21 protein-coding genes are annotated in these 17,443 nt (G+C 42.3%); all 21 read left to right on the top strand.

Annotation, left to right across the window (positions count from 1 at the left end):
* Positions 1-12: 12 nt before the first annotated feature.
* The 21 genes from rsmG to MHN81_RS24250 all read left to right on the top strand — a co-directional run bounded on the left by rsmG (position 13) and on the right by MHN81_RS24250 (position 17,041).
* Positions 13-633 carry a 16S rRNA (guanine(527)-N(7))-methyltransferase RsmG gene (gene rsmG / locus MHN81_RS24345; RefSeq protein WP_023400944.1) on the top strand — a complete coding sequence of 207 codons (621 nt, stop codon included), beginning with the start codon at positions 13-15 and terminating at the stop codon, positions 631-633.
* 13 nt (positions 634-646) lie between these two features.
* On the top strand, positions 647-1,432 hold the full coding sequence (locus MHN81_RS24340; RefSeq protein ID WP_023400943.1) for a ParA family protein: 786 nt from the start codon (positions 647-649) through the stop codon (positions 1,430-1,432).
* A gap of 16 nt (positions 1,433-1,448) precedes the next feature.
* Positions 1,449-2,393 carry a ParB/RepB/Spo0J family partition protein gene (locus MHN81_RS24335; RefSeq protein WP_023400942.1) on the top strand — a complete coding sequence of 315 codons (945 nt, stop codon included), beginning with the start codon at positions 1,449-1,451 and terminating at the stop codon, positions 2,391-2,393.
* Between the two features lie 138 nt (positions 2,394-2,531).
* Positions 2,532-2,912, top strand: a complete 381-nt coding sequence (locus tag MHN81_RS24330; protein ID WP_023400941.1) for an ATP synthase subunit I — start codon at positions 2,532-2,534, stop codon at positions 2,910-2,912.
* A 15-nt stretch (positions 2,913-2,927) separates the two neighbouring features.
* Positions 2,928-3,788 (top strand): F0F1 ATP synthase subunit A, encoded by an 861-nt coding sequence (gene atpB, locus MHN81_RS24325; protein ID WP_023400940.1) that lies wholly within the window; start codon positions 2,928-2,930, stop codon positions 3,786-3,788.
* 66 nt (positions 3,789-3,854) lie between these two features.
* Positions 3,855-4,088: a F0F1 ATP synthase subunit C gene (gene atpE / locus MHN81_RS24320; protein WP_023400939.1), complete on the top strand. Its 234-nt coding sequence runs from the start codon at positions 3,855-3,857 to the stop codon at positions 4,086-4,088.
* A 51-nt stretch (positions 4,089-4,139) separates the two neighbouring features.
* Complete coding sequence (gene atpF / locus MHN81_RS24315) at positions 4,140-4,610, top strand: F0F1 ATP synthase subunit B (RefSeq protein WP_023400938.1); 471 nt, start codon at positions 4,140-4,142, stop codon at positions 4,608-4,610.
* A gap of 16 nt (positions 4,611-4,626) precedes the next feature.
* A complete protein-coding gene (gene atpH, locus MHN81_RS24310; RefSeq protein WP_023400937.1) occupies positions 4,627-5,160 on the top strand; it encodes a F0F1 ATP synthase subunit delta in 534 nt (177 codons plus the stop codon).
* A 14-nt stretch (positions 5,161-5,174) separates the two neighbouring features.
* A complete protein-coding gene (gene atpA / locus MHN81_RS24305; RefSeq protein ID WP_023400936.1) occupies positions 5,175-6,716 on the top strand; it encodes a F0F1 ATP synthase subunit alpha in 1,542 nt (513 codons plus the stop codon).
* A gap of 49 nt (positions 6,717-6,765) precedes the next feature.
* Positions 6,766-7,626, top strand: coding sequence for a F0F1 ATP synthase subunit gamma (atpG, locus tag MHN81_RS24300; protein ID WP_023400935.1), 861 nt, complete (start codon positions 6,766-6,768; stop codon positions 7,624-7,626).
* A 32-nt stretch (positions 7,627-7,658) separates the two neighbouring features.
* Complete coding sequence (atpD, locus tag MHN81_RS24295; protein ID WP_023400934.1) at positions 7,659-9,044, top strand: F0F1 ATP synthase subunit beta; 1,386 nt, start codon at positions 7,659-7,661, stop codon at positions 9,042-9,044.
* 13 nt (positions 9,045-9,057) lie between these two features.
* The gene (locus tag MHN81_RS24290) at positions 9,058-9,474 is read left to right on the top strand and encodes a F0F1 ATP synthase subunit epsilon (protein WP_023400933.1); all 417 of its coding nucleotides are present in this window, start codon (positions 9,058-9,060) and stop codon (positions 9,472-9,474) included.
* 373 nt (positions 9,475-9,847) lie between these two features.
* Positions 9,848-12,019, top strand: a complete 2,172-nt coding sequence (locus MHN81_RS24285; RefSeq protein WP_023400932.1) for a winged helix-turn-helix domain-containing protein — start codon at positions 9,848-9,850, stop codon at positions 12,017-12,019.
* A gap of 475 nt (positions 12,020-12,494) precedes the next feature.
* Positions 12,495-12,644: a hypothetical protein gene (locus MHN81_RS24280; RefSeq protein ID WP_023400931.1), complete on the top strand. Its 150-nt coding sequence runs from the start codon at positions 12,495-12,497 to the stop codon at positions 12,642-12,644.
* A gap of 30 nt (positions 12,645-12,674) precedes the next feature.
* Positions 12,675-12,806 (top strand): hypothetical protein, encoded by a 132-nt coding sequence (locus MHN81_RS28200; RefSeq protein ID WP_023400930.1) that lies wholly within the window; start codon positions 12,675-12,677, stop codon positions 12,804-12,806.
* Between the two features lie 39 nt (positions 12,807-12,845).
* A complete protein-coding gene (locus MHN81_RS24275; protein WP_023400929.1) occupies positions 12,846-12,986 on the top strand; it encodes a hypothetical protein in 141 nt (46 codons plus the stop codon).
* Positions 12,987-13,037: 51 nt separating this feature from the next.
* Positions 13,038-13,184 (top strand): hypothetical protein, encoded by a 147-nt coding sequence (locus MHN81_RS24270; RefSeq protein WP_023400928.1) that lies wholly within the window; start codon positions 13,038-13,040, stop codon positions 13,182-13,184.
* 226 nt (positions 13,185-13,410) lie between these two features.
* Positions 13,411-13,962, top strand: coding sequence for a hypothetical protein (locus tag MHN81_RS24265; RefSeq protein WP_023400927.1), 552 nt, complete (start codon positions 13,411-13,413; stop codon positions 13,960-13,962).
* A 734-nt stretch (positions 13,963-14,696) separates the two neighbouring features.
* A complete protein-coding gene (locus tag MHN81_RS28195; protein ID WP_023400926.1) occupies positions 14,697-15,380 on the top strand; it encodes a helix-turn-helix transcriptional regulator in 684 nt (227 codons plus the stop codon).
* A gap of 97 nt (positions 15,381-15,477) precedes the next feature.
* Positions 15,478-15,657 (top strand): hypothetical protein, encoded by a 180-nt coding sequence (locus MHN81_RS24255; RefSeq protein WP_023400925.1) that lies wholly within the window; start codon positions 15,478-15,480, stop codon positions 15,655-15,657.
* A gap of 46 nt (positions 15,658-15,703) precedes the next feature.
* Positions 15,704-17,041, top strand: coding sequence for a radical SAM protein (locus MHN81_RS24250; RefSeq protein WP_023400924.1), 1,338 nt, complete (start codon positions 15,704-15,706; stop codon positions 17,039-17,041).
* Positions 17,042-17,443 lie beyond the last annotated feature (402 nt).

Genomic DNA, 17,443 nt, shown 5'->3' with positions numbered 1-17,443 from the left:
CAATGGAAAACTGTGTTATTAGAACAACTCAATGCTTTGTTGGCTGAAACCGAGATTTCGCTGACCGAAAATCAAAAACAGCAGCTTGTCGATTATGTCGGGCTGCTCGACAAATGGAATAAAGCCTACAACCTGACTTCTGTGCGTGATCCAAAAGAGATGATGGTTAAACATATTTTGGATTCACTGGTTGTTGCGCCTCATCTTACTGGCAAACATTATATTGATGTCGGCACAGGTCCTGGTTTACCTGGCATTGTATTGGCAATCGCTTTGCCCGACACTGAGTTTGTACTGCTTGATAGTCTTGGAAAAAGAGTACGTTTTTTAACCCAAGTAAAACATGCGCTTGGACTAAAAAACGTGACACCTGTGCAGTCTCGTGTTGAAGAATATCAGCCAAGTGTTAAATTAGACGGTGTACTGAGTCGTGCATTTGCGTCCCTGCAAGATATGGTGCAATGGTGTACACACTTGATTGACTCATCGGGACGATTTGTTGCACTGAAAGGAATGTATCCGCAAGATGAATTAAATAGTCTGCCTGAAGGCATTTCTTTAGAGCAAAATATCACCTTGCAGGTACCTAACCTTGAAGGTGAACGTCATTTAATTATTCTTACTAAAGACTAAACTCGAGGACACTGTGGCTAGAGTCATTGCAATTGCAAACCAAAAAGGTGGTGTTGGCAAAACAACCACTGCGGTTAACCTTGCTGCCTCGATGGCGGCAACGAAAAGAAAAGTACTGCTGATAGATTTGGATCCACAAGGTAATGCCACCATGGGCAGTGGTGTTGATAAATATAGTGACGTGGCAACTATCTATGATCTACTGATCGAAGAAACGCCCATCAAAGAGGTGATCTGTACAGACACTTCTGGTGAATATGATCTCATTTCGGCCAATGGTGATGTAACCGCTGCGGAAGTGAAGTTGATGGAGCTGTTCGCCCGTGAAGTCCGCTTGCGTAACGCCATTGAGTCTATTCAAGACGACTACGAGTTTATATTTATTGACTGTCCCCCTTCATTAAATATGCTGACCGTCAATGCAATGGCTGCTGCTGATTCTGTTATGGTGCCGATGCAATGTGAGTATTATGCATTGGAAGGGTTGACGGCATTGATGGATACCATTACTCAGTTGTCGAAATTGGTTAACCCGGAGCTGCAAATTGAAGGGATTTTACGTACCATGTACGACCCTAGAAATCGATTAGCAAATGATGTATCAGAACAGCTTAAACAACATTTTGGTGAAAAAGTATACCGCACTGTGATCCCAAGGAATGTACGCTTAGCTGAGGCGCCAAGTTTTGGTGCGCCGGCGATGTATTACGATCGAGCATCCAGTGGTGCAAAAGCATATCTTGCACTAGCTGGAGAAATGTTACGCCGCCAAGAAAAACAAGCCGCTGCTGTAGCTTAAGAGGATAAAAAACAACATGTCGGTGAAAAAAAGAGGATTAGGTAGAGGCTTAGATGCATTATTAAGTTCTGCTAAGCCACCTTCAGGTATGACTCCCCCTGAAGAAACGAAAGTGCAAGCTGCTGAGCTGGCACCCACCCCTGATAGCCAACAGTCAGAAACATCAGATCAAGAATTACAGCGGTTGCCGATCGAATTTTTACAGCGCGGCAAGTATCAACCGCGTAAAGATATGTCAGAACAAGCGCTTGAAGAGTTGGCAAACTCAATACGAGCACAGGGCGTGTTACAACCCATTGTCGTGAGACAATTGAGTTCTGAACAGTATGAAATTATTGCGGGTGAGCGTCGTTGGCGTGCTTCACAGCTTGCTGGTTTGGACGTTGTGCCTTGCATTATCAAAGATGTGGAAGATGATGCAGCAGTAGCGATTGCGTTAATAGAAAATATTCAACGTGAAGATCTTAATGCCATGGAAGAAGCTGTTGCGCTTGATCGACTACTCACTGAATTTCAGTTAACCCACCAGCAAGTTGCTGATGCTGTAGGTAAATCTCGTACAACTGTGACTAACTTGTTACGTTTAATCAACCTCAATGATGATGTAAAAATCTTGTTAGAACATGGTGATATAGAAATGGGCCATGCTCGCTGTTTATTATCACTACAAGGTGAAGCTCAATCCGAGGCTGCTCGCACTGCGGTTGCAAAAGGGCTGACTGTGCGTGAAACCGAAAAGTTAGTTCGTACCATGCAGGAACCTGTGGTTAAAAAAGAAACAAAGGAAAAAGACCCCGATGTCAAACTGTTAGAGCAACAGCTTGCAGAAAATTTGGGGGCGAAAGTCGAGATCAACTACAATCAAAAAGGCAAAGGAAAGCTGGTTATATCCTACGCAGATCTTGATGAACTAGACGGTATTCTTGGGCGGATCCACCCAGATTTACAACAACCCTCCTAAAGGTCAATTTTGCGGCGGATTGAGTGCTTAATTTATACCTCATTTCGTCGCGTCAAGTTGCAAATTGAGCAGAAATCAGTATAATTTCGCCAGTTTTTATACCCTGATAAATTTTAGCGTCATTAAGGTTAATATAAAGTGACTCATTCGTTAGCTGGCCCGTATAGACGAGCCGCATTAAAAGGTGTCTTGCTTCAGGGTATCGTAGCATTAGTAGCTGCAGTAATAGTTTTAGTAGGTTGGGGAGCCCAAGCCGGCATGTCAGCGTTGGTTGGCGGCTTTGCTATTGTGCTTCCCAATTTAGTATTTGCTTTGTATTCATTCCGATTTGTCGGAGCGAGTAAAGCGAATCAAGTGTATGACTCGTTAAAACGAGGCAAAGGATTAAAATTTTTGCTAACCATTTGCATGTTTGCACTGGCGTTTAAACATTTGAGTGTCATGGCGTTGCCATTTTTCTGCTGTTACATACTAGTGATGTTCTCGCAGTGGCTAGCACCGATTTTTTTTAATCATTAACTTTTGGGATAAAACATGGCTGCAGAAGAAGTTACTCTATCAAGCCATATTCAGCACCACTTGACCAATGCCAAGATGTGCTCGACCGATGCCGGTCTTGCCTTCAATAAAGCATGTGCGGATAGTGGATTCTGGACATGGCACGTAGATACCCTCGCATGGTCAATCGGTTTAGGTCTGGTTTTTTTATGGATCTTCCGAAGCGCCGCTAAAAAATCCACTACTGGTGTACCTGGCAAATTTCAGTGCTTTATTGAGATGATTGTTGAGTTCGTTGGCGACAACGTACGCGATACTTATCATGGTAACAGCAAGCTGATTGCCCCATTAGCCCTAACAATTTTTGTTTGGGTGTTCTTAATGAACTTAATGGACTTGGTTCCTGTTGACTTCCTACCTGCATTTGCTGGCTTTGTTGGCGAAACTGCATTTGGTATGGACTCACACGATGTATACATGAAAATTGTACCGACAACGGACTTAAATATGACGGCAGCATTGGCTATCGGCGTATTCCTTCTGATGATCGGTTATTCAATTAAAATCAAAGGCATCGGTGGTTTTATTGCTGAACTAACACTTCACCCGTTCAGCACTAAAAACAAGATTGGCATGATTTTCCTTATCCCTTGTAACTTGTTACTTGAAACTATCGCGCTATTTGCTAAGCCTTTCTCGCTAGCACTGCGTTTGTTCGGTAACTTGTACGCGGGTGAAATGATCTTCATCTTGATCGGTGCAATTGGCTTAATGCAGTTACCACTGCACTTTATCTGGGCTGCTTTCCACATCTTAGTTATCGTTCTACAGGCATTCGTATTCATGATGCTTACGATCGTATACCTGAGCATGGCAAGTGCAAAAGATAGCCACTAAGAATATAATTTTTAAAAGATTTTTTAACTTTAACTTTAATTTACAAATGAAACTTTGGAGAAAAAAATGGAACTAGTATTAGGTCTTAAGCTTATCGCTGTTGCTTTACTTATCGGCTTCGGTGCTATCGGTACTGCTATCGGCTTCGGTAACATGGGTGGTAAATTCCTAGAAGCATGTGCTCGTCAGCCTGAGCTTGCACCTTCACTACAAGTTAAAATGTTCATCCTTGCTGGTCTAATCGATGCGGTAGCGATGATCGGTGTTGGTATCGCTATGTACATGTTGTTCGCGCTTTAATTTTTTAGACAATAGCTGAATCGAACAACTGTCAAGTAAGGAGGAGCGGTCGTGAACTTAAACGCCACTCTAATAGGTGAATTAATTGCATTTACGGTATTCGTACTTTTCTGTATGAAATACGTATGGCCACCGCTAAATAGTGCAATTGAAGCTCGCCAGAAGAAAATTGAAGATGGTTTAGCTGCCTCTGATAAAGCTGAAAAAGATCTTGAGCAAGCGCGTGAAAAAGCTGCTGAGCAGCTTAAAGAAGCAAAGACTCAAGCGGCTGAAATCATTGAGCAAGCTAAAAAGCGTGCTGCGCTTATCGTTGACGAAGAAACTATTCGTGGTCAACAAGAGCGTGAGAAGATTATTGCTCAAGGACACTCTGAAATCGAAACAGAGCGTAACCGTGTGAAAGAAGAGCTACGTACTCAAGTAGCTAGTCTGGCTTTGGTTGGCGCAGAAAAGATTTTAGAGCGTGAAATCAATCAAGACGCACACAGCGATATCGTTGATAAGCTAGTTGCTGAGCTTTAATTAGGAGGGTATGAGCATGTCTGAATTGACTACTATCGCTCGCCCATACGCTAAAGCGGCTTTTGAACTTGCTGTTGAAAAAGGCACAGTTGAAGCTTGGAATGAAATGCTGTTCTTCGCCGGTCAAGTGACCAGCGATGAACAGGTTCAGGCGTTACTGGGTAGCATCGCTACTCAGGCTGAACAGTCTGAGATCATTCTAAAGCTATGCGCTGAGCAACTCGACGAGCAAGGTCAAAATCTTATCAAGCTGATGGCCGAAAATGAGCGTTTATCTGCAGTCCCTGCAGTTGCTGAATTATTTGCTGAATTTAAAGCAGATTATGACAAAGAAATTGACGTTGACGTGGTTTCTGCAACTGAACTTGCGCAAGAGCAGCAAGATAAATTGGGCGCTGCGTTAGAAAAACGTTTCGCACGCAAAGTTAAGCTGAATTGTAGCATCGATGAAACCGTAGTAAGCGGTTTGGTTATTAAGGCTGGCGATACCGTAATTGACGGTAGCGTACGCGGTAAATTAGACCGCTTAGCAGTGTCGCTACAATCGTAATTGGGAAAAAGAGCATGCAACTTAATTCCACAGAAATTTCTGCACTGATCAAGCAGCGTATTGAGCAGTTTGAAGTTGTAAGTGAAGCACGTAACGAAGGTACTATCGTATCTGTTACAGACGGTATCATCCGCATCCACGGTCTAGCTGACTGTATGCAAGGTGAGATGATCGAGCTTCCTGGCAACCGTTATGCTATCGCACTAAACCTTGAGCGCGACTCAGTAGGTGCAGTAGTAATGGGTCCTTACGCAGACCTTAAAGAAGGCGTAAAAGTACAATCTACAGGTCGTATCCTTGAAGTACCAGTAGGCCGTGGTCTACTAGGTCGTGTTGTTAACACACTAGGTGCACCAATCGATGGTAAAGGTGCACTAGACAACGATGGTTTCGAACCAGTTGAAAAAATTGCACCAGGTGTAATCGAGCGTCAATCAGTAGACGAGCCAGTACAAACTGGTTATAAGTCTATCGATGCGATGATCCCAGTTGGTCGTGGTCAGCGTGAGCTAGTTATCGGTGACCGTCAGACTGGTAAAACTGCACTTGCTATCGATGCTATCATCAACCAAAAAGACACAGGCGTTAAGTGTGTGTACGTAGCGGTTGGTCAAAAAGCATCTACTATCGCAAACGTAGTACGTAAATTAGAAGAGCACGGTGCACTTGAAAACACAATCGTTGTTGTTGCATCTGCTTCTGAATCAGCAGCGCTACAATACCTAGCGCCATTTGCTGGTTGTACTATGGGTGAATACTTCCGTGACCGCGGTGAAGACGCGCTAATCGTATATGATGACCTGTCTAAGCAAGCTGTTGCTTACCGTCAGATCTCACTACTACTTAAGCGTCCACCAGGTCGTGAAGCATACCCAGGTGACGTATTCTACCTTCACTCACGTCTTCTAGAGCGTGCATCACGTGTAAACGCTGATTACGTTGAGAAGTTCACTAATGGTGAAGTGAAAGGTAAAACAGGTTCATTGACGGCATTGCCAATCATTGAAACTCAAGGTGGTGACGTTTCTGCATTCGTACCTACTAACGTTATCTCAATCACCGATGGTCAGATCTTCCTAGAAACTGACTTATTCAACGCAGGTATCCGTCCAGCTGTTAACGCTGGTATCTCGGTATCTCGTGTAGGTGGTGCAGCGCAAACGAAAATCGTTAAGAAACTAGGTGGTGGTATCCGTCTAGCGCTAGCTCAGTACCGTGAACTAGCAGCGTTCTCTCAGTTCGCTTCTGACCTTGACGATGCAACACGTGCACAGCTTGAGCACGGTGAGCGCGTAACAGAGCTAATGAAGCAGAAGCAATATGCACCTATGTCTGTTGCTGAAATGTCTCTGTCTCTATTTGCTGCTGAGAAAGGCTTCCTACAAGACATCGAAATCAACAAAATTGGTGATTTCGAAGAAGGCCTAATTGGTTTTGCAAACAGCACATACGCAGCGCTGATGACTCAAATCAACGAAACTGGTAACTACAACGCTGAGATTGAAGCGCAACTTAAAGAACTTCTAGAGAAGTTCAAGTCGACGCAAACTTGGTAATTTAGTTATTCATGGTGACTTCGGTCACCACTGATTCGGAGAGAGAGTCATGGCCAGCGGAAAAGAGATAAAAAGCAAGATCGGGAGTATTAAGAATACTCAGAAGATCACCAGCGCGATGGAAATGGTTGCCGCTTCTAAAATGAAGAAGGCACAAGACCGTGTGGCGTCAAGCCGTCCATACGCTGAGAACTTACGCAAAGTGATCGGTCGTGTTGCTCAAGCAAATCTTGACTTTCATCACCCGTTCCTTGAGGACCGTGATGTAAAGCGAGTTGGTTATATTGTTATCTCAACTGACCGTGGTCTGTGTGGTGGCTTGAACTCAAATGAGTTTAAGAAAATCACGCAAGACGTTAAAGCGTGGAAAGATAAAGGCGTTGATGCCGAATTTGCTACTTTAGGTAGCAAGGCAGCTGGTTTCTTCCAACGTTTTGGCGGTGAGTTACTCGCTAAGAAAGCGGGTCTTGGAGATGCACCTTCAATTCAGGATGTAATTGGTCCTGTAAAAGTAATGCTAGACGCATTTGCTGAAGGTAAAATTGACCGCTTGTTCGTTGTGTACAACAAATTCGTTAACACGATGAAGCAAGAGCCAACGATCGAACAGTTATTACCTTTGCCAAAAGCTGAAGAAGAAGTATCAGCCCACGCTTGGGATTACTTATATGAGCCGAGCCCAGAAGCGATCCTAGAGACGCTATTGGTACGTTTCATTGAGTCACAGGTGTACCAGGGTGTAGTAGAAAATGCTGCATCTGAACAGGCTGCCCGTATGGTTGCGATGAAAGCCGCAACTGATAACGCAGGCGACCTAATGGATGAGCTGCAACTTGTTTACAACAAAGCACGTCAGGCTGCAATCACACAAGAGATCAGTGAGATTGTTGGCGGTTCGGCTGCTGTATAACGCTTCGGCAAAGTTTAACGAGAGGAATAGACATGAGTTTAGGTAAGGTCGTCCAAATTATCGGCGCCGTTGTGGACATTGAGTTCCCACAAGACAACGTGCCAGCCGTATATGACGCACTAAAAGTTACAGAAGGCGACCTAGCTGGTTTGACACTAGAAGTGCAACAGCAGCTAGGTGGCGGTGTGGTACGTGGTATCGCACTTGGTACTACTGACGGTCTACGTCGTGGTATCTCAGTAGAAGGCACAGGTGAGCCAATCAAGGTTCCAGTTGGTACAAAGACCCTAGGTCGTATCATGGACGTACTTGGTCAGCCTATCGATGAAGCAGGTCCAATTGGTGAAGAAGAGCGTATGTCAATTCACCGTGCTGCGCCTTCATACGAAGATCAATCAAGTTCAGTTGAGCTACTAGAAACAGGTATCAAGGTAATCGACCTTGTATGTCCGTTCGCGAAAGGTGGTAAAGTTGGTCTATTCGGTGGTGCCGGTGTAGGTAAAACCGTAAACATGATGGAACTTATCCGTAACATCGCAATCGAGCACAGCGGTTACTCTGTATTCGCAGGTGTTGGTGAGCGTACTCGTGAGGGTAACGATTTCTACCATGAGATGAACGACTCAAACGTACTAGACAAAGTATCTCTAGTATATGGTCAGATGAACGAGCCACCGGGTAACCGTCTACGTGTTGCACTAACGGGTCTAACTATGGCTGAGAAGTTCCGTGACGAAGGTCGTGACGTACTTTTCTTCGTAGATAACATCTACCGTTATACGCTTGCAGGTACTGAGGTATCAGCACTACTAGGTCGTATGCCTTCAGCGGTAGGTTATCAGCCAACTCTTGCAGAAGAGATGGGTGTTCTACAGGAGCGTATCGCATCTACTAAGACTGGTTCAATCACTTCAATCCAAGCGGTATACGTACCTGCGGATGACTTGACTGACCCATCACCAGCTACTACGTTCGCGCACCTTGACGCGACAGTAGTACTTTCACGTGACATCGCGTCTCTAGGTATCTACCCAGCGGTAGATCCACTAGATTCAACTTCACGTCAGCTAGACCCTCAAGTAATCGGTAACGAGCACTATGAGACTGCACGTGGCGTTCAGACTGTACTTCAGCGTTATAAAGAGCTGAAAGACATCATCGCGATCCTAGGTATGGACGAGCTATCTGATGAAGATAAGCAAGTTGTATCTCGTGCACGTAAAATCCAGCGTTTCCTATCTCAGCCGTTCTTCGTTGCTGAGGTATTCACAGGTGCACCTGGTAAATACGTATCTCTTAAAGACACAATCTCTGGCTTTAAGGGCATCCTAAACGGTGATTACGATGATATGCCTGAGCAGGCATTCTACATGGTTGGCTCAATCGACGAAGCAGTTGATAAAGCTAAAAACATGTAATTAGGAGGTTGTTATGGCAATGACAGTACAACTTGACGTAGTGAGCGCAGAACAGAGTGTTTTCTCTGGTGCTGTTGCAACGATTCAAGTAACAGGTAGTGAAGGTGAATTAGGTATTCACCCTGGCCACGCGCCACTCCTGACTGGCCTAAAACCTGGTATGGTTCGTTTGGTTAAAGAAGATGGTACTGAAGAGATCATCTACGTTGCAGGCGGTACGCTTGAAGTTCAACCTAAGACAGTAACCGTTCTAGCGGACGTTGCTATCCGTGGTGAAGAACTTGACGAGCAGGCTGCTGAAGAAGCCAGACGTGAAGCTCAAGCGCAAATGTCTTCAGGTTCTACTGCTGACCTTGATTACGATCGAGCAGCTGTACAGCTTGAAGAAGCGCTTGCACAGCTACGCGTTATTCGCCAGTTGCGCAAATAACCAACCACCTATTTGGTTTAAAACCCACATGCTAATGGCATGTGGGTTTTTTTATGCCTCAAATATGAGACTGGTACAGATCTAACCAAACGCTTATTAACCCGAATACAATACTACTGTGTTTTTTTCTCGTTACTATGTTATGTTATATTTTTAGCTTAGATGAGCCACCTAATTATCACGTATGGCTGTTCACGTATAACTTAGGTTAATAATTATAAATAATTACTGTTAGGGTGCACGCTAAAGGCCGTTCTCACTTTATTGCATAATTAAAAGCAATGAGTTACAACGTTTAACATATTTGCTTGAGTAAAAAATTGCTTTAAGTAAAATGGTGATTTGTTAGGACCCTGTTCGTGTAAAATTCATCATGAATGAAGTGAGATTTTCTAGGCAAGTAAAGGAAGTAAAATTTGGCGAATGGGTGCTGGATCCCAAGCGTCAGTGTATCTCTGATGGCGATACAACACGGGAATTGGAGCCTCTTTTATTTCGTTTACTGTGCTATTTGATCATTAATAATGAGCAAATTATCACTCGGCAAGATTTGGTAGATGACGTTTGGAACCAAAATTTTGTTGATGATAATGCGATTAACCGTGCTATGTCTGAGTTGCGCAAAATTCTCAAATCAGACAAACAGCGTGGTATTGTAGTTAAAACCCATTACCGAAAAGGATATAGCTTTTTTCTCGAACCACAGATCATTTACCATCCTGATCAACCTTCCAATACTTCCCCTGAGTCAAACCCCGATAGAACGATTACCAACCCTTTAGACGCGATCACGCGCGAGATACCAGAACAGCCTAAAGCCCAGCGGGGTAAACGCTTGAGTTGGTTGTTGGCAGGGGCTGCGGTACTTGGTGCAGTGACTTTGGCAAGTTTGGATGTTGTGCAATTTAATTTAGATTACGCCAACAAAGATGAAAGCGTGTTACAGACACTTGATCAGCCGATCAAAGAAAGTGTTTTATCATGGGTTCAAGGGCGTTATACCTTACTCAATTTATCACCGAATGATGCCATGGTGGCTTATTCATTTATTCAGCGCGATACTGATTATTACTCTCTAGTTGTCAAAAGCTTAAAGAGTGGTCATGAACGCAGGCTGGGAGAGCAGGGGGTAAATTATTACCCGGTTGGCTGGTCTGCGGACTCAAGTACTATTTATTATAGAATCGTTGATGGCGACAAATGCCAAGTGTGGCAATTAAGTGCTGACTTTGTGTCGGGTAACCAATTTTTGTTTGATTGTAAGCTCAATAGCATGACTGGGGGTGGAATTAATCAAGACCGTCTCGTGTATGCCAAAAGTGGTTATCGAAATCGCGATGAATTATCGGCATTGACCAATCGAGATTTATTGACCGGCGAGGAGTTTCAAATCACCTCTCCAAACTTGAACTCTTACGGAGATCGGTTTTTGGCCTATGTGCCTGAAAAGGAGATTATCTTATTTGAAAGACGTCAATACGATATCAATGAACTCTATATGACGGACCCTGATGGTGGTAATCAAGTTAAGCTTCATGAGTCTCAGTCTCGTATTTGGACCTTAAACTATGATGATAAGTCTGGGCAGTTAGTTTGGTTTGATAACTCTAAAAACATTGTTTACAGCTTTTCTCTGGATGAACAAAGGCTAGTGAAAGCGCAAAAATTAATGACTGAGCAATCCTATGCCAACTATGAAACGCTTAACAGTCGCGAGTTATTGATGACCAGTTACCCCTTTGTCATGGATATCTATACCCTAGATATTCAAGATAAGGTACTGAGCCCTCAAATTAAGAGTATTCGAGAGGATGCTGCGGCAATAGAGGTACCCAACGGTTATGTATTTTTAACTCGAATTGGTCACTTATATCGGATTAATTTTAAGGCCAATGATGGTCAAGTTTCCGCTTTGGGGCTACCTGACGCAGATTACAAGACCATCAGGTACAACCGCGCTGCCGATGAACTATTGATCCATTACGCCAATAAAATCGAAGTTTACACATTGGATGGTTTAACATTGAAACTGGCGAAGCCTGTCAATGGCACCATTGTATCTGTAGAGTATTGGAGTGAGAGTGAAATAAGCTATACCGTTGTCGATGAGACAAAGGTGAACAGTAAAGCTTATGTACTTTCCAGTCTAGATGAAAAAGTGCGGGAGCTACCAACTCAAAGTACGCTATGGCTAGATAAAATAAATGACACTATGTTAGTCACTTTGTCATCCAATGATATTTTGTCTGCGTTCGATTTACGCACAGGTGAAGTGATACATAATTTGGAGTTACCGCCTGCCAAATATAAACACTCTGTCACTATCTTAAATGGGCATATTTATCACTCCGACGGGGAGAGCATTCATAAAATAGACTTCGCGACTGAGTCTATTATTGAGCCTATTTATACGGTGGACGACGCTAAGTTTGTCATTGACAGAGTGCGCAGCTCTGACTCTGGCAGCTTAATCGTAGATATGATTGAAGTGGTTGAAAATCAACTGCTCAAGGTGTCTCTGTTAGAGACTGACACGGCAATATAGCCAAATACCAAGTGAAGTATGACGGGCAGACACTGTGTGTTTGCCTGTTTATTAACCTCTACACGATACACTTCTTTATATACTCCTCTTTTTATTCCACTTACTGTCAATGGAAGTTAATTTGTATTTGTTGAACAAAGCGCACTTCTTGTGAGCATCAAATTGACAGCCTGTTCCTTTGGGAAAGAAATTTACCGCTAGAAAAGCCTTGTGAGTACTTTTTTACTATTTTGAAATGATATTTGCAGTATTGCCAAATGTTATTATTCCGAATATTTCAATGTTTATTTTTATATCTATTTAAAACAGTGGGTTACAAAATGTTATCGGGGGTTATATAAGGTTTGATAACTACCATTACACGCTGAGTTTGTTTATCTTGGAAACATCAAAAGCACACGTAGATGTGCAAAATAAAAACAGTAATTAAATAATTAGCCCTAAGAAGCGTAATGGAATAAACAGGAGTTTAGCTATGCTACTTTTTCTAAAAACAAAAAAATTAAAATCTTTAACTCGTAATGATGCGCTAGGTGGACAGTTAACTAAGCAAATTGGTGGTGGTAACACAGATACAATTACACGACCAATTCAACCACCTAAACCTGATCTAAAAGTTAAGTAATAAACCCAATAACAATAGTGGAGCTTGATCATGTTGCTTTCTGTAAAGACAAAGAAATTAAAAACACTGACAAACAAAGAAGTAATTGGCCCACTGCTAACAAAGCAAGTTGGCGGCGGTAATACGGACACGGTAACGCGTCCAGTTACAATACAAGACTAGATAGTCAAACCAAATAAAAATAATATTAGGAGTTATGCCATGTTTCTTTCTTTAAAAACGAAAAAACTAAAAACACTGACATCCAAAGATGCATTGGGCGCACAACTAACAAAGCAAATTGGTGGTGGTAATACGGATACGGTTACACGCCCAATCACTAGACCTGATTTTAATAACTAATTCCATAAATATAAAAAATAATAAACCTTACAATGATATTGGAGCTGGACCATGATACTTTCTCTAAAAACTAAGAAACTAAAAACATTGTCGAATAAAGAAGTCATCGGCAATCAGCTGACAAAGCAAATTGGTGGTGGTAATACCGACACAGTTACACGCCCAGATACGAGACCTGATTGCTTAATCGGCAGATAGCAAAGAAGTTTTTCTATCAATTGGCGCATAGAGTTAAGTTATCTAGCGGTTGGAGAAGGGGATACTAATACTCACCAACAATGTGGCACTAGACATTAAATTTACAGAATAAATCGGTGGTGAAGTTTCAATTGTAGGTACTTAATTGCGTTTAGATACAGGGAGTACTTTTTGGGCTTATGACTGAATTTCACCAATTGATAGGAACTATTTCTTACGGATTGATATGAAAAGCTTATTTACTTTGTCTTTGATCTTACCGACCTTTCAGACGCCAATGATTGGTCAATTGTACCTGCAAGAGCCCGCCGTGGAATATTACTTCACCAGGGAGACAGGAACAGCCATACGCGCCAACCAACTTGAGGTTGGCAGTTTAGTTGAAAAAGGACAGGTATTACTGACTTTTAAAGCTAAGTCCAAGAAAGGCGAAGACAAGGTATACATATCCAACACCAATGGGTATGTAGAGTTTATTAGTGAAGAAGCCAGCACCCAGTCGCAGTTGTCGTCGGGTGATTTAATGGTTAAAGTCTCGTCGTCACATGTGCTTGGTATTTATAATTTTGATAAAAATTATGATGTCAGCCAGATAGAACAAAGTTTGTGGCTATGTACTGACCGCAAGCCAATAAAGTTCAAGGTAGATAGTGTGTTAGAAAGTAGTTTGCTGGTTTCAGTAGAGCTCAGTCAAATGAAATACAGCGACCTTTTGAAGTTCTCTAACGATGAAAATGTTCAACTATATCCAGATCAAAATGCCTGCGTAACCAATTAGTTCTTATCGCTCAAAACGGCTTTAAGCATAAGTCAGACAAAACAGCGTTACCTCTATATACAGAGCTGTGATCTGTTCTCAGTGCCATTCCATGCTGCAAATTTTATCTTCTACGCGCAAAACTAAGTTTCCAAAATAAAAACAACCGCTGCTCATCGCCTAGTGCGAACAAAGCGCCACACGGTATACCATCAAACTCGGTTTCTTTTTGACTCAGCCTTTCAATCAGTAACTCATTAGCAAGAAGCGATCAACCCAAGCACCTACCGCCACCAATTTGGGTTACTAAAAAATAGCAGCTCTATTTCCTAACTATGCAAGCAATGGCACCTTCTCAGTATTGCATGATGTGGCTTGTGCTGCTGTGTTGCCATCGCTGATTATTTCCTTTTACAGGGACTTTTTTAATGACTGTACATAATAGAAAGCATCTGTGGGGGTTGGCTGATATTGACTATCACCTGTGTGTCTATACTTCGGTTTGCGCAGACTTCAACGAAAGAATGTATGTCGAATCTTTAAGTTGCTTTTAGTGGGGAGATTATAGCTCATTATAAAACAATACATAGTTAATTTTATCGCTAATAAACTGGGTTATGTTATTGATTTTTATTGTTATATTTATCTGTTTGATTTTTTGACTGGACGCGCTCACAGGGATAAATTTAATCACATGACGACACGGGAGCTTGATATTAAATCGCGCTCATTGCTTTGAATGTGAGGAAGAAAAAATGAAACCTACCGAACAAGATAGCTACAACCCATTTAAGGATGGAGAGTCCATCAGACGCATCATTGATTTGTTTGATTCAATTCATCATGCAGATGATTTAAAAGAGGCACTTACAACTATCGCTCGTGATGTAGGGTACGACTGTTTGGCATTCGTAGACTATAGTCCACTGCCGAACCATATTCAGCCTGTGCAAGTTTATGGACACTATCAAGAAGAGCTCTCGGTGCTTTTTGAAAGCGACAAAGTACTCGCACATTCAAAGTCAGGCATTAGGCTTTGTTCACTTGCAAAGCTCACTGGTGCGCTAAACATTGCAGAGTCTTTACACGTTTTGCCGCTTAGGGGCATAAAAGGCATTATCGGGGCTTTGGTATTTAATGTCCCATGTGACCTCGCTCATAAAGTGACTGTAGAGCAGGTAGACTGGTACTGGACTATCTTATCTCCTGCATTACTCAATGCGGCATTACGATGTCGAAAAGACCATTTCAATATTACAAAGAGAGAGCGCGATTGTGTTCTTTGGGCATCTGAAGGCAAAACGTCTTGGGAAATAAGCCAAATACTTGGTATCACAGAGCGTACAGTCAATTTCCATTTGACCAATTGCATCGAAAAAACACAGAGCGCGAACCGTCAGCAGGCTATCGTTAAGTGTTTAATAAACAACCTTATTTAGACTGATTCGGGAATAATGCCGCCAATTACGTTGGTGGCAAAGAGGCAAGGATGTCTTTCTACTCACTTTAACTATAACAAACCTAACGAGGTGTTTTATGAAAACTAGCAAACAAAACAAAAAAGCAGTTATCCAAGCAGAAGAATTATTGGCAAAAATTGAAGGTGGTTCATCTCTAAGCAATAACTACCCGAGTCAAAGTAAGGAGCAAGATGAGCTCGGTGTGCAGGCGAGTGGCCCGGGTGTTCAAATATACGGCACACCTAACAACGACTAAAAAAGACACAGACTCGTATTAATTCACATCTGATTAGGGGCAACTTATGACGGACTTAAACCAACGTTCAGACCTTAGGGTTAATGCTAAATTTCGACAAACATATGCAGTTTGGGAAATTACATTAAAGTGCAACCTTGCCTGTAGCCATTGTGGCTCTCGAGCAGGGGATGCCAGAGTTAATGAATTGTCCACAAGTGAGGCGCTTGATTTAGTCTCTCAAATGGCTGAACTAGGTATTAAAGAAGTTACCCTGATTGGAGGTGAGGCGTTTATGCGACCTGACTGGCTGCTTATTGCAGCCGAGATCACCAAAAAAGGAATGAAGGCCACCATGACGACGGGTGGTTATGGCATTTCTCTTGGTACTGCTAAGCGTATGAAAGCAGCTGGTATTGCATCTGTTTCATTGTCGATTGATGGACTGGAACAAAGCCATGACTTGCTGCGTGGGCGGGAGGGAGCATATCAACAGTGCTTTAAAACCATCTCGCATTTACGTGAAGTAGGGATCCCCGTTGCCTGTAATTCTCAGGTCAACAGGGAGTCCGTCGCCGAGCTGCCAATGTTGTACGAAGTATTGCGAGACGCAGGTGTAACAGCATGGCAGCTTGCTTTAACTGTGCCCATGGGGAATGCAGTTGAAAACTCCCATATTTTACTACAACCTTATGAGTTATTGGATGTTTTCCCTTTACTAGCTTACCTATCTAAACGCGGTAATAGCGAAGGAGTCCGGGTGCATATGGGTAATAACATCGGATATTTTGGTCCATATGAACGGCTGCTACGAGAACCGATAGCGATCGATCCCAAATGGGCATTTTCTCGCGGTTGTAGTGCAGGACAAAATGCCATCGGTATTGAAGCTGACGGAAGCATTAAAGGGTGTCCTTCTTTGCCGTCAGACGAATATGTCGGAGGTAATATTAGAGAGCGGACATTGCAGGATATTTATCAAAATAGCCCGCAAATGCGGATCAATGACATTAATGAGCCCGAGGATGCCACACGGCATTTATGGGGAGAGTGTGGCTCGTGTGAATTTGCTTCTGTTTGCCGTGCTGGTTGTCATTGGACTGCGCATGTTTTCTTTGGCAAGCGAGGAAATAACCCATATTGCCACCATAGAGCGCTGAAAAAAGCTGCCAAGGACCAAAGAGAGCGGTTTTACATCAAGCAAGCAGCACCTGGAAAAGCATTCGATCATGGTATTTTTGCCATTCAAGATGAATTGTGTGTGTTCAATCATGATACCGAGCAATTCAGAATTGAGGATGTCTCTGTCCCCACAAGGTGGATGGAGGATGGGTTTGACTTGATAGCAATGATAAATGAAGAAAAAGCCAGTGCTATAAATAGTTATAAATCCTTGAATTTATAATAATAAAAAATAAAACTATATTTACCTTTTTAAGGTATTTATATTGGTGTTGTTTATGAGTTAAAAACCCAGTCATCGGCTGGGTTTTTTTGTGTGTATAATAAAATAAGTCTGTTTATTTTTTAAACTCTGTAATTTGTTACAGTTACATTTTGTTAAAATTCTTGCTATTTTTTTATCATGTTTTAAACAAGTTTAATAATATCTTGTTTTTAGTATCTGATTATATTTTTATCAGTTTTTTAGCGATTTAATGTTTGTGATAAATCGGAAAATCATAATTAATATGAATAATCTCATAAATTGGAGGCTGTCATGGTAGAGCGCGTAATCATCATCGACTAAGTACGAACAGTACAGAAATAGGACTAACACAATGAATACTAAAACAAAATATAACTT

Origin of the sequence: Pseudoalteromonas sp. Of7M-16, from assembly GCF_022347805.1 — a bacterium.
Lineage (GTDB): Bacteria > Pseudomonadota > Gammaproteobacteria > Enterobacterales > Alteromonadaceae > Pseudoalteromonas > Pseudoalteromonas luteoviolacea_F.
The sequence above is the reverse complement of the archived record's forward strand: the minus strand, read 5'-3'. Positions and strand labels throughout refer to the sequence as shown.

Coding starts and splice junctions, on each gene's coding strand:
- atpH (WP_023400937.1), top strand. CDS start 4,627: ATGTCTGAATTGACTACTATCGCTCGCCCATACGCTAAAGCGGCTTTT.
- atpG (WP_023400935.1), top strand. CDS start 6,766: ATGGCCAGCGGAAAAGAGATAAAAAGCAAGATCGGGAGTATTAAGAAT.
- atpD (WP_023400934.1), top strand. CDS start 7,659: ATGAGTTTAGGTAAGGTCGTCCAAATTATCGGCGCCGTTGTGGACATT.
- MHN81_RS28195 (WP_023400926.1), top strand. CDS start 14,697: ATGAAACCTACCGAACAAGATAGCTACAACCCATTTAAGGATGGAGAG.
- MHN81_RS24270 (WP_023400928.1), top strand. CDS start 13,038: ATGATACTTTCTCTAAAAACTAAGAAACTAAAAACATTGTCGAATAAA.
- MHN81_RS24265 (WP_023400927.1), top strand. CDS start 13,411: ATGAAAAGCTTATTTACTTTGTCTTTGATCTTACCGACCTTTCAGACG.
- MHN81_RS24250 (WP_023400924.1), top strand. CDS start 15,704: ATGACGGACTTAAACCAACGTTCAGACCTTAGGGTTAATGCTAAATTT.
- MHN81_RS24255 (WP_023400925.1), top strand. CDS start 15,478: ATGAAAACTAGCAAACAAAACAAAAAAGCAGTTATCCAAGCAGAAGAA.
- MHN81_RS24290 (WP_023400933.1), top strand. CDS start 9,058: ATGGCAATGACAGTACAACTTGACGTAGTGAGCGCAGAACAGAGTGTT.
- MHN81_RS28200 (WP_023400930.1), top strand. CDS start 12,675: ATGTTGCTTTCTGTAAAGACAAAGAAATTAAAAACACTGACAAACAAA.
- MHN81_RS24275 (WP_023400929.1), top strand. CDS start 12,846: ATGTTTCTTTCTTTAAAAACGAAAAAACTAAAAACACTGACATCCAAA.
- MHN81_RS24335 (WP_023400942.1), top strand. CDS start 1,449: ATGTCGGTGAAAAAAAGAGGATTAGGTAGAGGCTTAGATGCATTATTA.
- MHN81_RS24280 (WP_023400931.1), top strand. CDS start 12,495: ATGCTACTTTTTCTAAAAACAAAAAAATTAAAATCTTTAACTCGTAAT.
- atpB (WP_023400940.1), top strand. CDS start 2,928: ATGGCTGCAGAAGAAGTTACTCTATCAAGCCATATTCAGCACCACTTG.
- atpA (WP_023400936.1), top strand. CDS start 5,175: ATGCAACTTAATTCCACAGAAATTTCTGCACTGATCAAGCAGCGTATT.
- atpE (WP_023400939.1), top strand. CDS start 3,855: ATGGAACTAGTATTAGGTCTTAAGCTTATCGCTGTTGCTTTACTTATC.
- MHN81_RS24285 (WP_023400932.1), top strand. CDS start 9,848: ATGAATGAAGTGAGATTTTCTAGGCAAGTAAAGGAAGTAAAATTTGGC.